Annotated in this window: 11 protein-coding genes and 1 riboswitch; of the genes, 9 read left to right on the forward strand and 2 right to left on the reverse strand. The window is 44.2% G+C overall.

Annotation, left to right across the window (positions count from 1 at the left end):
- Positions 1–84 precede the first annotated feature (84 nt).
- Complete coding sequence (locus tag JMX50_RS04345; RefSeq protein WP_265088577.1) at positions 85–1347, forward strand: YeeE/YedE family protein; 1263 nt, start codon at positions 85–87, stop codon at positions 1345–1347.
- 122 nt (positions 1348–1469) lie between these two features.
- Here JMX50_RS04345 and JMX50_RS04350 read toward each other — a convergent pair whose 3' ends face one another.
- Both JMX50_RS04350 and JMX50_RS04355 read right to left on the reverse strand, forming a co-directional pair.
- Positions 1470–2342, reverse strand: a complete 873-nt coding sequence (locus JMX50_RS04350; protein ID WP_201628570.1) for a polyphenol oxidase family protein — start codon at positions 2340–2342, stop codon at positions 1470–1472.
- 100 nt (positions 2343–2442) lie between these two features.
- Entirely contained in the window at positions 2443–3507 is a 1065-nt protein-coding gene (locus JMX50_RS04355; protein WP_413786814.1) for an RluA family pseudouridine synthase, read from the reverse strand.
- Between the two features lie 935 nt (positions 3508–4442).
- Between JMX50_RS04355 and JMX50_RS04360 the strand changes: the two genes are divergently transcribed.
- The 8 genes from JMX50_RS04360 to JMX50_RS04395 all read left to right on the forward strand — a co-directional run bounded on the left by JMX50_RS04360 (position 4443) and on the right by JMX50_RS04395 (position 14993).
- On the forward strand, positions 4443–5615 hold the full coding sequence (locus JMX50_RS04360; RefSeq protein ID WP_201628571.1) for an outer membrane protein assembly factor BamD: 1173 nt from the start codon (positions 4443–4445) through the stop codon (positions 5613–5615).
- Positions 5616–5793: 178 nt separating this feature from the next.
- Positions 5794–7977: a DNA primase gene (locus JMX50_RS04365; RefSeq protein WP_201628572.1), complete on the forward strand. Its 2184-nt coding sequence runs from the start codon at positions 5794–5796 to the stop codon at positions 7975–7977.
- Between the two features lie 697 nt (positions 7978–8674).
- Complete coding sequence (gene rpoD, locus JMX50_RS04370; protein ID WP_201628573.1) at positions 8675–10597, forward strand: RNA polymerase sigma factor RpoD; 1923 nt, start codon at positions 8675–8677, stop codon at positions 10595–10597.
- A gap of 249 nt (positions 10598–10846) precedes the next feature.
- A complete protein-coding gene (locus JMX50_RS04375) occupies positions 10847–12094 on the forward strand; it encodes a multidrug effflux MFS transporter (protein WP_201628574.1) in 1248 nt (415 codons plus the stop codon).
- The gene (locus JMX50_RS13250; protein ID WP_201628575.1) at positions 12081–12671 is read left to right on the forward strand and encodes a TetR/AcrR family transcriptional regulator; all 591 of its coding nucleotides are present in this window, start codon (positions 12081–12083) and stop codon (positions 12669–12671) included. Before JMX50_RS04375 ends, JMX50_RS13250 begins: the two co-directional genes overlap by 14 nt.
- 140 nt (positions 12672–12811) lie before the next feature.
- Positions 12812–12929: riboswitch (TPP riboswitch) on the forward strand.
- Positions 12930–13052: 123 nt separating this feature from the next.
- On the forward strand, positions 13053–13700 hold the full coding sequence (tenA, locus tag JMX50_RS04385; protein ID WP_201628576.1) for a thiaminase II: 648 nt from the start codon (positions 13053–13055) through the stop codon (positions 13698–13700).
- 86 nt (positions 13701–13786) lie between these two features.
- Positions 13787–14485 (forward strand): class I SAM-dependent DNA methyltransferase, encoded by a 699-nt coding sequence (locus JMX50_RS04390; RefSeq protein WP_201625697.1) that lies wholly within the window; start codon positions 13787–13789, stop codon positions 14483–14485.
- 127 nt (positions 14486–14612) lie between these two features.
- The gene (locus tag JMX50_RS04395; protein ID WP_192524586.1) at positions 14613–14993 is read left to right on the forward strand and encodes a YbeD family protein; all 381 of its coding nucleotides are present in this window, start codon (positions 14613–14615) and stop codon (positions 14991–14993) included.
- The last annotated feature ends 380 nt before the right edge of the window (positions 14994–15373 follow it).

Consider the following 15373-nt stretch of genomic DNA (forward strand, 5'->3'; position numbering starts at 1 on the left):
ATTCCAAATACCTTATCATAACCAATGATACAAACCATGAACAATGAACTCTGAAATATTATATCAGAGAAGGATGTGATTCCCTTGACGACTATAACGACGAGCGTTCAGCCCGTGAACGATACACGAGAGCCTATTGCTAAAGAGACGCTGGCTTTAAATAATCCACAAAAACCATTGATAATAGCTGGTGTTATTGTTGGTTTTATCCTGTTGGTCTATCTGTCTATTACCCAGACTACCGCCCAGCCGCTTCTTTTTGCTATCGGCTTATTGCTCGGCTATACCCTATTTCATGCCCGCTTTGGTTTTACTTCTGCCTTTAGACGTCTGATGTCGGTTGGTAATGGGCAAGCCATGCGCTCTCATATGTTGATGTTGGCCGTTGCAGTTACGTTGTTTGCGCCCATTCTTGCTTATGGAACGACGATTTTTGGCGGCTCGGTCGCAGGTTATGTGTCGCCAGTCGGTGTCAGTTTACTGGTCGGCGCTTTTGTATTCGGTATTGGCATGCAGCTTGGCGGCGGCTGTGCTTCTGGTACGCTTTACGCAGTAGGTGGCGGACGTTCGGTGATGTTTATCACCTTTATTTTCTTCGTCATTGGCGCGACCATAGGTGCTTATCATCTGCCGTTTTGGACAGAAGAGATGCCGTCCTTTGCGCCTTTTTCGTTAGCCACCTCTACCGGTCTTGGTTATAGCGGTGCTTGGGTATTGTCTTTGGTCCTGTTTGCTTTGATTGCTTGGGTTACGCTCGTTGTTGAGAAAAAGACCAAGGCTCCAAAGATGGCTCCCGTTCCAACTGAGTCAGGTTGGAGACGTATTTTTCGAGGTTCTTGGCCGTTATTCGCAGCCGCCATTGTCTTAGCCATATTAAATGCTTTAACCTTGCTCACGCGTGGTCAACCATGGGGCATTACTTCTGCATTTTCATTGTGGGGCTCGAAAATCGCCAGCAGTTTTGGTGTTGATGTTGCCAACTGGGGCTATTGGCAAGGGGCGAATGCCGCTGCATTAAATGCGTCTATTTTCGCTGATTCGACCACAGTCATGAATATCGGCATTATCATTGGCGCTTTTATTGCCTCAGCAGCGGGTGGTTTATTCAAATTCACTCAGATTACTTTGGGGAATTTCGCCGCTTCGGTGATTGGCGGGTTAATGATGGGTTATGGCGCACGTTTGGCATTCGGCTGTAACATCGGTGCTTACTTCGGCGGTATCGCCTCTTTTAGTGCTCATGGTTATATATGGGGCATCATGGCGATGGCAGGGACTTTTTTAGCCTTATATCTGCGTCCTTTATTCGGGCTGTCTGTGCCAAAATCTAATGATTCTGTATGCTAATTCATCAAATGTCGTCTTAATAAAACAAAAAAATAGCAGGCTTATCATTAGCCTGCTATTCTTTTATTGCATTATCAATATAATGCGCTTCATTACTTAAAAACTATTGCCAATTGTTTGCATCAAGAAACAGCAAGGCTGCGAACAATGACCAATGCCATACGTCCTGTCGCAGGCTGCTGAAGATGCGTTTGACGTCGATAAGAATAATAATGCGGGTCAGCATAACTACAAGGTATAGCCGCCTCATTGCTAACTATAATACCTGCTGCATTTAATTGGTCAGCCGCCAATTGTGGTAAGTTCAGCTTAATTTTATCCGCTTCAGAAGCTAAGACATAACGTTCTTCAAAGCTCTCTAGATGCTGCGCTGCTAAGGTTTGATTTTCGATACAACCTGTTAACAGCTTATCTCGTACTTGCCTGCCGACTTCATAATTTTCTTGACTGATACAAACCCCAATCCACGCCATGATTGGTTCAGAGCTGCTAAAGCGTTCAACCGTCGCTTTAATAACACCGCATGCCAGCCCTTGCCAGCCTGCATGTATGGCGGCTATCTGCCCCGTTGCCGGTTGGTATAAGACTATCGGCACACAATCGGCGGTCATCACCGCAAGCCCTAATTCCGCTTGGCAGCTGACCATGGCATCGGCGTCGAGCGGACGCATAGCCAGCGCAGTCGCATCGATATCATGAATCTGCTTACCATGAACCTGATTGAGCCAGTGCAGGCTATCAATAGGCTGGCGCTGTGTTGCTGCCAATTGCTCATTGATAGCGCTCAGCAGATGCATGCGATTGTTTAAGACCGTCTTTGCATTGTCATTAACATGCAAGCCTAAATTTAGCGCCCCATAACTTGCCTGGCTTTTTAAATTCGCAGCAATAGCGTCAGCATTATCGTCACTGATAAAAGCAGCCGTTTGGAAAATAGCCAATTCATCAAGCTGAGCGAGCAAGGTAATAGGAAGCTTGTTTATTGTGCTAGTCATGGTCGATTTACCACACTTCTCATTATCGTTATCATTATCGTTATTAAGGCATTAGCGCTAATTTATACTTTTTAAATAAACATCATGAAGTCATGAATGATTATTCTTCGTCATAGCCATCGCTTAAGACTGCCATCAATTGCTGCATATCTTCAGGGATGGGTGTGGTGACTTCGATATCTTCGCCTGTCGTTGGGTGAACGAAACCCAAGGTATAAGCGTGCAATGCTTGGCGCGGGAAATTATTAATCGCTTGACGCTGCGCTTCTGTTAAACCGGCACGCAATTGACGACGACCACCGTAGACACGGTCACCGACTATCGGATACGTAATATGGCTAAGATGCACTCGAATTTGGTGCGTACGCCCTGTTTCCAGACTGACATCTAGCAGACAGTAGTTATCGTTAAGCGGGGTCACGGTTAATAAATGGGTGACTGCTTCGCGTCCTGCGGTCATCACGGTCATTTTGGTACGCTGATTGCGATGGCGACCAATGGGCGCGTCAATACGACGATGACGCAGTAAACTTGCTGCATCCCCTGCTACCACACATTGATAATGACGATAGACGGACTTGTCTTTGAGCTGCTCCATCAAGGCCATTTGCGCGGGCTTGGTTTTACCGATTAGCAATAGCCCCGAGGTATCTTTATCAATACGGTGTACCAGTCCGGCACGCGGCAAATGGTGCTGCTGCGGGTAGTGATACAGTAGCGCATTCACCAAAGTGCCGGTTTGATTGCCAGCGCCAGGATGTACAACCATACCAACAGGTTTATTAATTACTAAGACATCGTCGTCTTCATAAACCACCTCAATGTCGATATTTTCTGGTTGATCTTCGCTATGTTGCTGCAGGGTCGTCGATAAATGTAAGATATCACCGGCTTTGACACGGATTTTTGGTTTTTGCACACTACCGTTATAAAGTAAGCTGCCGTCAGTGATCCAGCCTTGTAGCTGGGCACGCGAAAAGTCGGTAAATACTTTTGACGCCAATTTATCAATACGTAAACCCGCTTCCTCTTCTACTACCGTATGTGTGACATCAACGATGACAGGGACGGCTTGCCCAGCGACTGACGCTGCATCATCGCCGTCCTCATCTTCTTCAAGTAGCTCACCATCCACCAATTCATCTAGCTCATCATCATCGGACAGCTCTTGCATCTGCTCATCAGGCGCACTTTCATGGTCAGCAAGCAGCTCATTATCCTCTAATAACTCATTTGGCATCGTCGATTTTTGCACGGGTGAACCTTTCGTTGGTGAAGTTTTCATGGCTAACTGTTGCGCGGATAACTCTTGCGCAGATAGCGTTTCTGATGTTGATGTTGATGGTGATATATTAGCATCTAGCGGTTGATTCTTAGGTAAATTGGTCGTCATAGCATCATTATTCATAGCGGATTCATACATGGTAAAGTCGCTTACATTGTTTTGTAAGCCGACTTCATAAGAGAGCAGACTAACGCTTGCTGACCGGCAAAAATAAGTGCGGGCAAAAAAAGCAAAAGTCACATCGTCATAGTGTAACATGCTGAACGCCTAAGCCCTACAGAAGCTGCGCGTTATCTATGATTTTATCATGACCATGCGACAGGTTCTCAGCCGTCATATACTGGGCGTTATTCGCTAGATTAACTCTCTAAAATATAACATGGCTGTAATTTACTGTATATTTGTCCCTGTCAGCCATATTCATTATCGCTCGTGACAGCGGCTCATGCTACACTACGGAACAATGTCACCATGGCCACCATACATAAAGCATTAGCGTAACCAGACATAAAGCATTCGCCGTTTAACTACAAAATAGATAACGAAAAAATAGACGAAGCAAAGGTTATTCTATAAAGTAAGCCATGTTTTGCTGTATGCTGTGGCACTGAATTTTTAAAATAAATATATTTTATTCATACGAGCAAAACTGCATTCGATAAAAATTCTGTTGCTAATGAGTGTACTTATTTATAGCGCCTACTCATTAATAGACAGTTAACGGATGCCGCAAGCATCGTTTTTTCATTATTATCCTTTTATTATTTAGCCTAATAGCGTCGCTGCTATTACGCGTCTTGTGTCGGAGAAGAAGTATGCAAGCTGTTGGCAATACGTTTATCAAACTGTCCTCAATCACCCTACTTGCCCTAAGTATCAACTTGGTGGGTTGTCAAACGTTTAAAAACCTAACCGGCGGTAAAGACGTGGATGCGGTTGAAACTGCTGAGAAGTCAGAGCAGCGTTACTATAATGACGCCATCGCCCAGATTGATAAAGGTCGCTATACGCAAGCTGTTGAAGATTTGACCAATCTGCGCACCTTTTACCCAACCGGACAATATGCCGAACAAGCATTGCTCGATATGATGTACGCTCAATATGAAAGCGGCAAGTTTGAGACCGCTGCAGCCAGTGCTGAGCAATTTATTAATTTGTACCCGTCTAATCCGCAAGTCAGCTATGCTTACTACGTACGCGGCGTGGCCAATATGCAAGGCTCGTCAGAGGGTTTAAAACTGTTTAAGCTCAATCAAGCTGAGCGTGATACCGCGTATTTGCGTATTGCCTTTGCCAATTTCCAAGAGCTTATCAATAAATACCCTAACAGCCCTTATGCGCCAGATGCCGCTCAGCGTATGACCTTTATCTATAATCAGTTTGCCGAAAGCGAGATGAGCGCGGCGAATTGGTATATTGAGCGCGAAGCCTATGTCGCGGCTGTAAACCGTGCCAAGTGGGTGTTCCAATACTATCCATTAAGCGAATCTGTGCCTGACGCTATTGCGGTACTGGCTTATAGCCATGAAAAACTCGGTCTTAATGACTTGGCTAAAGAATATAAAACGCTATTGCAGATTAACTATCCAAACATGCTAAGCGCTGATGGACGCGTTAAATTGAATACCAAACGTGAGCGCTCTTTGTTGAATAAATTGACCTTTGGGCAATTGAACCGTTTTAATAAAGACACCTCAGTTGCGACAGGCGATTACAATGGTGCCACCAAAACTCAAGTTATCCGTAATGCCAGCCAATTAAGATTGCCGAGCAACAATGCGGCAGCAGCCAACGCGAGTACTAATGCTAACACCCCGTTAAATATGTCTCCAAAACGTACTACTGGTATTAATATGGGTCTAGGTCTACCTGAAGCGTCAGCTGAACGCGTGACGAGCCAATCGAGCACCGGCGATGCCGCCAGAGAAGCCAATGTCGATCCGCAAAACACCAATCCTGTACGCCGTACGACGATACCTGCGGAGTAAACTGATACTACCCTCGTCTATTTTAGACGCTTAGCGCCTATCATCACAAATAAGGTCAACATTCCGTTGGCCTTATTTTTCTGTTTTTACTTCTTATACTTTTTATCTACTTTCAGTTTTTATTTCTAACTGATTGTCGATGCTTAATATAATTGACCTATGGTAAACTGTTTTTTGTATGAGCATTCCTAACCATATTCTTGAGCAATTAAATAGCCAAGCTGACTTAATCAGTATCATTGGGCGTCATACCACGCTTAAACGTGCGGGTAGTGAGTACAAAGGCTGCTGTCCGTTTCATGGCGAAAAGTCGCCGTCTTTTTATGTCAATCCGCAAAAGAACATCTATCACTGCTTTGGCTGTAGTGTCGGTGGTAACGCCATCAGTTTTTTGCGTGATTATGAAAACCTGACCTTTATCGAAGCGGTTAATGAGCTGTCCAAACAAACGGGCATCGAAGTACCAAAAGAAGAACAACAAAACGTCAGCTATCAGCGTGCCCCAATTAAGCCAAAAGCTAAGCCGGAAACCAAGCCAAAAACCGCTATTGAGCCAGCAACATCGGCAGCAGCAACGCAGCCACAATCGACTAATAACCAGCCCGTAGCCGATACTCAGTCATCCATAAGCGTGCGAGCTGCTGATACGCAACCGCCAGCTTATAACGACAACTATGACAATTATCCGCCATTAGACGCGTATGATTCCGTTCCTTATGCGATGGATGACTACGATACTAGCTACCAAGGTGATGCCAACTATCAAGACAATAGTAGTTATCCACCTGCATGGTTAACCGGTGATGCTGACACTACTGCTCTCTACGATGATAATAGCGTCTCTGATAAAGACGGCAATCTTTACGAGTTGCTAGAGCAAATCCAGCAGTTTTATCAGCATAATCTCACTATCCATCCGCATGCCAAGCATTACTTTTTATCGCGTGGCATCACCGAAGACATCTTTGAAACCTTTGGTCTCGGCTATGCGCCCTTTGGTTGGCAGCATCTTGAACATCAATTCCCGCAGGACATTGAAGGGCTTAAAGCCTTGGGCTTAGTGCGCAAATCAGAATCAGGGCGCGATTACGACCTACTTCGTGATCGGGTTATTTTCCCGATTCGCGATAACCAAGGTCGTACCATTGGTTTTGGCGGTCGCGCGCTTGATGACGAGGTAAAGCCCAAATATATCAACTCGTCCGACTCGCCGGTTTTCCATAAGCAGCACGTACTATACGGCTATTACGAATCTCGCCAGCAGCGCGCTGATAACTGGCTGGTGGTCGAAGGCTATATGGATGTCATTGCCCTTTATCAAGCCGGTATTTATGGTGCGGTAGCTTCTATGGGTACGGCGATTAATGAGAGCCAAATATCACGGCTGTTGACATTAAATCCTACCCTAACATTGAGCTTCGATGGTGATAGCGCGGGACAAAAGGCCGCTTGGCGCACCCTTGAAGTCGCGCTGCCTGTACTTGGCGATGATAAAGAGCTACGGTTTTTAACCTTACCTAACAATCATGACCCTGATACTTTTATTAAAAGTCAGGGCGCGGATGCGATGCGTGAGCAAATCGCTACGGCCATGCCGCTATCACAGTATATTTTTGCTTACTTAAGTGAGCGCTACGACTTGACCTTGGCAGAAGGTAAAGCCAAGCTTATGTCGCAAGTGCGCGCGTTGACCACCGCCCTACCTAAAGGCAGTAGCTTTCGCTATCTTTTGAATAATGACATTTATCAAAAGCTGGGCGGTAAACGTAGTCAAAACAAAGATGCCAAAGACGCGCTGCTAGATTTTGATGGCGATATGACCATCAGTCAGCAATTGCAGCTGTGTTTTTTATTCCAGCCGCGCGCCTTAAGTGATGACCCTATCGAAGCCATTTGGCAGCAGGCAGGTATTAATGATTTGCAGCTGCCGGCGCATATCAAACAAAAAGCCTCTGCCGATACATTGCGTCCACTGGCATGGGAAGACCTGCAAGATAATGCCTTGCTCGATATCGTCAGCACCATTAAGCGCTGTCTTAATTATTTGCCTAAAGACGCCAATGCAGCGGCGCACTTTATCTTATCCAATGTCAAACCCAGCACCCAAGAGACGCTTAGCCGCGATTGGGGCGGATTTTATAAAGCGCTTACCACGCGCAATATCTTAAGCCTTGATGGTTTGGTTGAAGAGTTGGTCAGCCAGTTGATTGAACGTCATATGAAGAAAAAAATCCAAGATTTGGTTAAGAACCCCGACAATATAAAACTGGCGATTGTCCGTAAGCAGTCACAATTATTAAACGACTGGTTACGCGCGCAGCAAGCAGAGCAATCGGCACAAATGGCAACGGTGAAATCTTAACGGCTAGGCTGGGATACGTCCTAGATTTTATTTATGGGCAGCGACCCTTTAAAAGCATCGCGGTTGCCCCCACTATTAATGATTATGCCCAGTTGCATATACCGCCCTCCATCAGGCTACTGATAAAAAACCAATGGGTGAAAAATAATGGGTAATATCATTAATAAATACCAGATAAATGCTAGATAAATAGCAGCGAGCGTCACTAGCTCGTGCTTGATTACGCTGGTCTGTGTTAAACTGTGTCGCTAACTATTTATAGCCCGACTTAATAGATGACGATAAACCCGCATCATTAAGCACAATTTTAGCTAAAAGCACAGCTCTAGGTATGCATTTTCAAAGCGCTTTTTAAAACATAAATTTTAAATCGCTGTATTTTTGAATGACCATTTTTTAGCTCATAGTATTTTTTAGGGTTGTTTTTTAATTAATAGTATTTTTCAGATAACCGTATTTTTAGGCAACTGTATTTTTAGGTAATATGATTTTGAAGTATTTTGCGCATGACCAATTTTTAGCGGTTTTTTAGTATTGTAATTGTAGTATTTTGAGCCTTTATTCATATCCACTCATTTTTGTTATTATTGACAACCTTTACGCCATATTTTGATGAATCGATTGATTATATCAACGCACCCCGTAAGCGATAGCGAGTCACAATATAAAAATGTCCGATACAAGCAAGCGAGTATTTATGAACGATAAGTCAGTTTCTAAGTCCACATCTCAACTGGCCACCTTAATCCAAATGGGTAAAGAGCAAGGGTATTTGACCTATGCTGAGGTGAATGACCAACTGCCCGACTCTATTACTGAAAGTGATCAGATTGAAGATATCGTGCAAATGCTAACGGACGTTGGCATTAAAATTTTTGAATCTGCGCCCGACGCCGATGACATCTTGATGAACGATGATTCAAGCGATGATGACATGGCAGCCGATGAGGCAGCAGCGGTTTTGGCTTCGGTCGAGACTGAGCCTGGTCGTACCACTGACCCTGTACGTATGTATATGCGTGAAATGGGTACGGTTGACCTCTTAACCCGTGAAGGCGAGATTGCCATTGCTAAGCGTATCGAAGAAGGTATTCGTGACGTGCAGCATGCGATGTCTTATTGGCCGGGTACGGTACAGTTCGTCCTTGATGAGTACCAAAAAGTCCAAGATGGCGAGAAAAAATTGTCTGACGTCATCACAGGTTTCTTAGACCCTGAAACCGAAGAAGACAAAATCGCCGCCCAAGAAGCAAAAGAAGCGGCGAAAGAAGAACGCGAGCGTATTAAAGAAGAAAAAGAGAATCCGCCAGTTATCAAACCAAAAGCCAATGCCAAAGCTGCGCTTGACGATGATGACGAGGACGACGAGGTCGAAGTTGAAGAAGAAGCCGAAGAAGAAACCGGCGGTATCGATCCAGAAGAAGTACGCTTACGTCTAGAAGAGATTGAACACTTATTTATTAAAGCCAAACAAGCCTTGCTTGATTATGGCCGTGGTAGCGTAGAAGCAGATGCTGCTTATGCCTTACTTGCCGAACGCTTTATGATGTTAAAGTTAAACAATCGCTTGTCAGACCAAGTCATGGCTATCATGCATGACGTCTATGATGATGTGCGTAAGCAAGAGCGTCAAATCATGCGTTTGGTGATTCGCCGTGGTCGTATGCCGCGTGAAGAATTCCGTAAAACTTTCCCTAGCAATGAAACCAACGTTGATTGGCTCATTGAGCGGATCAAAGGCAAACCTGCTTTTGCAGGTACGTTAGAAAAAGTCGCTGACGATGTGATTTTACTACAACGTAAAATTCGTGATTACGAGCAGCAGCTCGATATGAAAATCCACGACATGAAAGACGTCGCCCGTCGTATGGCTGTTGGCGAAGCAAAAGCGCGCCGTGCCAAAAAAGAGATGGTCGAAGCTAACTTGCGTCTGGTAATTTCTATCGCTAAGAAATATACCAACCGCGGTCTACAGTTCTTGGACTTAATCCAAGAAGGTAATATCGGTCTGATGAAAGCGGTTGATAAATTTGAATACCGCCGTGGTTATAAATTCTCAACCTATGCCACGTGGTGGATTCGTCAGGCGATTACCCGCTCTATCGCTGATCAAGCGCGCACGATTCGTATCCCTGTGCATATGATTGAGACCATTAACAAGATAAACCGTGTCTCACGTCAATTACTACAAGAAATGGGCCGCGAGCCAACGCCTGAGGAATTAGGCGAACGCTTAGAGATGGACGAAGTTAAAGTCCGTAAAGTGCTAAAAATTGCCAAAGAGCCTATCTCTATGGAGACGCCAATCGGTGACGATGAAGACTCACACCTAGGCGACTTTATCGAAGATGGTACGATTTCAAGCCCTGTCGATGATGCGACCGCAGCTGGTCTGCGTGAAGCGACGCGTGATGTCTTAGGCAACTTGACTGAGCGTGAAGCGCGTGTCCTAAAAATGCGCTTTGGTATCGATATGCCAACTGACCATACGTTAGAGGAAGTTGGTAAGCAGTTTGATGTAACGCGTGAGCGTATTCGTCAGATTGAGGCAAAAGCATTACGTAAATTGCGTCATCCTTCACGTTCTGAGCACTTACGCTCATTCCTTGAAAATGACTAATTTAAATAGTATGTGCTAAACATATCTTATTACGCCTAGTGGCAAACCAAAAAAGCTGAGTATATCTCAGCTTTTTTGTGCCTGTTATTTAATGGCTATTAGCTTTTACTTATTAAATATAGAGCCGCTATAGCATAAGATAAGCAATTAACTCATAAAAATATTGCCTTTATTTAAAATAGCGAGTATAACTACCTACCGTTCGGTAGTTAAAAAATTAAATAGATAAATAGTTAATAGTGCACTCTTATGAATAAACAAACCCATGTAAATCACATCAGTATCAAAACCGTCATCTCTCTTGCCATCATTGTGGCGCTTGGCCCTGCAGCGATTGATATGTATTTGGCCTCTATGCCGAATATGGCAACAGACCTCAATACTTCCTACGCCACCACGCAAATCACGTTGACCGTCTTTCTTATTTTTATGGGTTTAGGACAGCTGGTATTTGGTCCGGTATCTGACGCTATAGGACGAATAGCACCATTATTTGCAGGCTTACTGGCATATATTGGCGCTTCCGTGTGGGCGATGTGGTCACAAAGTATTGAAAGCCTAATCTTTGCCCGCATTTTGCAAGGTCTTGGCGCCTCTATGGCTATCGTGGTGGTGATGAGTATGGTACGTGATCTCGTCGATGGCCCAAAAGCGGCACAAATTTATGCTTTATTAAATACCATTGTGGCATTAGGTCCAATCGTCGCGCCAGCAATCGGTGGTATCGTCGGTGCGCATTATGGTTGGCGCGGCGTCATGTTTATTTTGGCGGCGTTAGGTATGATTGTACTCATTAATACGCTGTTGAATATCAAAGAAACCTTGCCAAAAGACAAGCGCATTCAATTAAATATAAAAAATATTACAGGCATTTATGTCGGCATATTAAAGAACAAAACCTTTGTCTTTAATCTATTTGCGCTATCTGCGGTGTATTTCTTTTTGTTTGCCTACATCGGTGGTTCTGCTTATGTCTATCAAACAAACTATGGTCTTAGCCTAGAGCAATTTGGTTTTGTCTTTGGCCTCACGAGTATCAGTCTGATTTTAGGTGCTTCTTCTACCGCTTATTTGGTCAAAAAAATATCAGCATCACGTTTGGCCTTAATCGGTGCCGGTGTCATGATGCTCGGTAGTGCCGTTTGCATCATCGCTTATCTGCTATCGATGGGTTTGGTCGGTATTGTCACTGGCATTGCCTTGGGATTATTTGGTCTTGGTGTATTAGAAGCGACGTTGATGGCAATTGCAATGGACTCGCAGCGCAGCGCTTTGGGTTCAAGCGCAGCTTTATTGGGCGCCATTCCTATGTTACTCTCATCTACTGCCACACCCATCGCGGGACAATTGGTCGAGATGAACACCTTATACTGGTTAATCTTGCTAGGTGCCATGGGACCGATTATTTTGGCATTGGTCTATCTTGGTTCTAGAAGCTTAAAACCTTATAGCAGTGTCACCACACCATCATTAGAGGAGGCCTATGCAAAGCCATAAACCACGCTCAAGCGCTAAGCAACGTATTATTGATGCCGCGTTTGAGCCTTTCTTTATGCATGGCTACGAGGGCGCGTCACTCAGTGATATTGCCAAGGCTGTGGGCATCCGCAAAGCCTCCCTCTATACGCACTTTGCCAGCAAAGAAGCGATATTTTTAGAATTACTGCAAGATGCGCTCGAGTCAGAATGTGCATTTATTAAGTCATGCTTTGCAACGACTAGTGAATTTCCTACTCCCGGTGAAGCGTATTGCCATGCTTTTGAAGCGCGTTATGAAAGCGCAATTACCTTACGGTTTTTAATTCGCATGGCCTATGCCGCACCTGTGCATTTGACCGATACCAGCGCGGCGACTTTTAATGTCTATATAAAGGTGTTGACTGAGCACATACAGCTGGCTCTACAGCCTTATCAGCTCGACTCTGAGCAGCTAGAGCTGTATACCGATGCTTATCTAGGCGTAATCGATAGCTTAAGTGTGGAGCTGCTATATGCAGAAGGCTTATATGAGCGCCGTTTTAAAGCCATGCTGATGCTTTATCACAATGCTATTGAACAGCTTGATAAAAAATAACTTTTTAAATCTAAGCTGCTTTTTTTATCGTTATTTGGACATCACTTGCTAATGATGGCTGAGTTCGCCTATCATAGGGCTCAACTTCTTAAATAACAGCAGTTCGAACTCATTTAAATTTTATATTTATTATTAAAAAATAAACCTTGTCGGGGTGCTTTGATTTTGACGCTTTAACTACAATCAAAATCATGGCTGAGAGTTACCCGCGAACCTGATGCAGTTAGCACTGACGTAGGAAACAAGCGTGTCGATAGATAAGTCACATTTACTTCATATTTTGCCAATCTATTTACCCTAGACTGGCAATTTTTTTGTGCCTTATCACTTCTCGTTTCCTGCCATTTGCTTGCTTGCGTTTTATAACAGTAAGTGAAAACTATGGATTACCAAACGCTACGTCACAATTGTCCCACATGGGATGATTACATTCAGCACGACTTTGTCAAACAGCTGACCGCTGGCACACTCGCCCCTGACAGCTTTCGCCACTACCTTGTGCAAGACTATTTATACTTAATTCACTATACCCGCGTGATGGCGCTGAGCGTATATAAGAGTGACACGCTGGCACAAATGCGCGTCGGTCAAGCAGGTATCAATGCCATGCTCGATATGGAAATCGCTATGTATTTGGATTTCTGCCGTCAGTGGAATATACCACTTGAACAAGTAGAAAACGCCCCTGAATCTGCCGTCACCATCGCCTATAGTCGCTATATATTAGACGCTGCAATGTCAGGCTCGCTGGCCGAACTGTATGCCGCTATTGCGCCTTGCTTAATGGGTTATGGGGAAATTGGTAAACGCATCAAAGATGAGGGTTTTATCGATAACAACCCTTATCAACCATGGATTGACGTGTTTTCTAGCGATGAGTTCCAAGTAATTACCGCGCAGAACGAAGCACAGATTAATACGCTGCTAGCCGATGCCAGCCCTGCTCAGGCAGACAAGTTCCAACGGTTATTTAACACCGCCGCACGTATGGAAGTTAATTTTTGGCAGCAGGCATTAGATTTGTCTTAACTTATACTCAATCTAGCTTGATTCTAAAAAAGCCCTCTAAAATCAGAAACAATGATCAATAATAACGATCAACAAGGAGAAACACCATGGCAGCATTCGATGAACACGCAAGCGCGTATGACAGCTGGTTTTTTGACAACCAAAACTTACTGACCAGTGAGCTAAAGCTGGTCGCTCACTTCTTAGATAAAGATAGCGAGATATTGTCTATCGGCTGTGGTAGTGGTCTTTTCGAATCACTGTTGGCCAAAGATTACGGCATTCATATCACGCATGGTATCGAGCCATCGAAAGATATGGCTGAAGTCGCTGAAAAGCGCGGATTGCAAGTAGATATCAGCCCTGCTGAAACCTGCGAGATTGCGCCTAATAAATTTGATATCATCATGTTTAATGGCAGCGTCAGCTATATCAGCGATTTGGATGTCTGTATTAAAAAGGCCTTTGACGCTCTAAAGACTGGCGGCAAACTTATCCTGATTGATGTGCCAAAAGAAAGCGGCTTTGCCAGCTTATACAATTTAGCCAGCGCGGTAGATACGTGGGAGCATCCACTACTCGAACACATCTCCCCTGCTGACCCTTATCCTATTGAGCTGGTGAAGTCAGCAAACTGGCGTACCTCTGATGAGAAAATCGAGTTAATGCAAGCCAATGGTTTTGTCGATTTCGAATATGCGCAAACTTTATTGACCCATCCTATGTATGCCAATGACAAGGTACAAGAGGTCATCGAAGGCTATGATCGCGGCGATTATGTGGCGGTATGTGGTTATAAAAAATAACGATTTTAATATGAGTTGTCGTTGGCTGACCCTTGAATAATATGATGAGTGGCCTTATAAATGGTAAATAAAGCGCTTATCGGCATAACCCATAAGCTCATATTTTCACAAAGATAAGGACAACATCATGACTGATGATCCAAAAGACACCACTAACCCAAATCAAACCCCTAAAAGAGAGGTCAAAGTGACAGAATTGGTCGCCAATGACGGTATCTTAAAAGGCAAAAAAACCGACGTGCAAAACCCTGAGCTGTGGCAGTTCCCAATGAACTACCCTCTGAGCATTATCGGTCATGAAGGCGAGCATGATAGCTTACTCAATGAAGTGAAGCTTATCCTTGGCAGCCAGTTTCCAGAGTTTGATTTGGCGTCTATGGAAGTTAAACCGTCAAAAACAGGACGCTTCCATTCGGTGCGTGCCAATTTATACTTGACCACCGTTGAGCAAGTGAACACGCTTTATGCATCACTCGATAATGCAAAAACGGTACGCATGGTCGTCTAATCATAGTTTTACCAATTTAACAAAAACCAGTCCGTTTTTCGTCCGAATCGTCACTCATATGGGTGGCGATTTTCTATTGGCTGGGGTACAATCACCACCCGAAATATGCGCGCCATTCAGCAGATTTGCGCTCGTTAATTTAGCCAACAATAAAAAGTAAATTCGCGCCATTTTTTACAAAACTTTTATTATTTTTCTTATTGGCGTCTAACCCTTATCCCATCGTCCTTTGCTAAAATTTGGACACGCTTTACCCTCTCATCAACATAGTTTGCCGCTAAAATCAATATAGCATTTTCAAAATTTTCCCGCTATATTGTGTCCACCTACTAACAAATACGCTATATGTAGTGCTCAGTGATTTAAACCCTCACTATGAG

The sequence above is a fragment of the Psychrobacter maritimus genome, from assembly GCF_904846345.1.
In the GTDB taxonomy this organism is placed as follows: Bacteria; Pseudomonadota; Gammaproteobacteria; order Pseudomonadales; family Moraxellaceae; genus Psychrobacter; species Psychrobacter maritimus.

What these genes read in the sequence shown, in the direction of transcription:
- JMX50_RS04350 (WP_201628570.1), bottom strand. Translation starts at nt 2,342, where the DNA reads ATGACTAGCACAATAAACAAGCTTCCTATTACCTTGCTCGCTCAGCTT.
- JMX50_RS04360 (WP_201628571.1), top strand. Translation starts at nt 4,443, where the DNA reads ATGCAAGCTGTTGGCAATACGTTTATCAAACTGTCCTCAATCACCCTA.
- JMX50_RS04365 (WP_201628572.1), top strand. Translation starts at nt 5,794, where the DNA reads ATGAGCATTCCTAACCATATTCTTGAGCAATTAAATAGCCAAGCTGAC.
- rpoD (WP_201628573.1), top strand. Translation starts at nt 8,675, where the DNA reads ATGAACGATAAGTCAGTTTCTAAGTCCACATCTCAACTGGCCACCTTA.
- JMX50_RS04375 (WP_201628574.1), top strand. Translation starts at nt 10,847, where the DNA reads ATGAATAAACAAACCCATGTAAATCACATCAGTATCAAAACCGTCATC.
- JMX50_RS13250 (WP_201628575.1), top strand. Translation starts at nt 12,081, where the DNA reads ATGCAAAGCCATAAACCACGCTCAAGCGCTAAGCAACGTATTATTGAT.
- tenA (WP_201628576.1), top strand. Translation starts at nt 13,053, where the DNA reads ATGGATTACCAAACGCTACGTCACAATTGTCCCACATGGGATGATTAC.
- JMX50_RS04390 (WP_201625697.1), top strand. Translation starts at nt 13,787, where the DNA reads ATGGCAGCATTCGATGAACACGCAAGCGCGTATGACAGCTGGTTTTTT.
- JMX50_RS04395 (WP_192524586.1), top strand. Translation starts at nt 14,613, where the DNA reads ATGACTGATGATCCAAAAGACACCACTAACCCAAATCAAACCCCTAAA.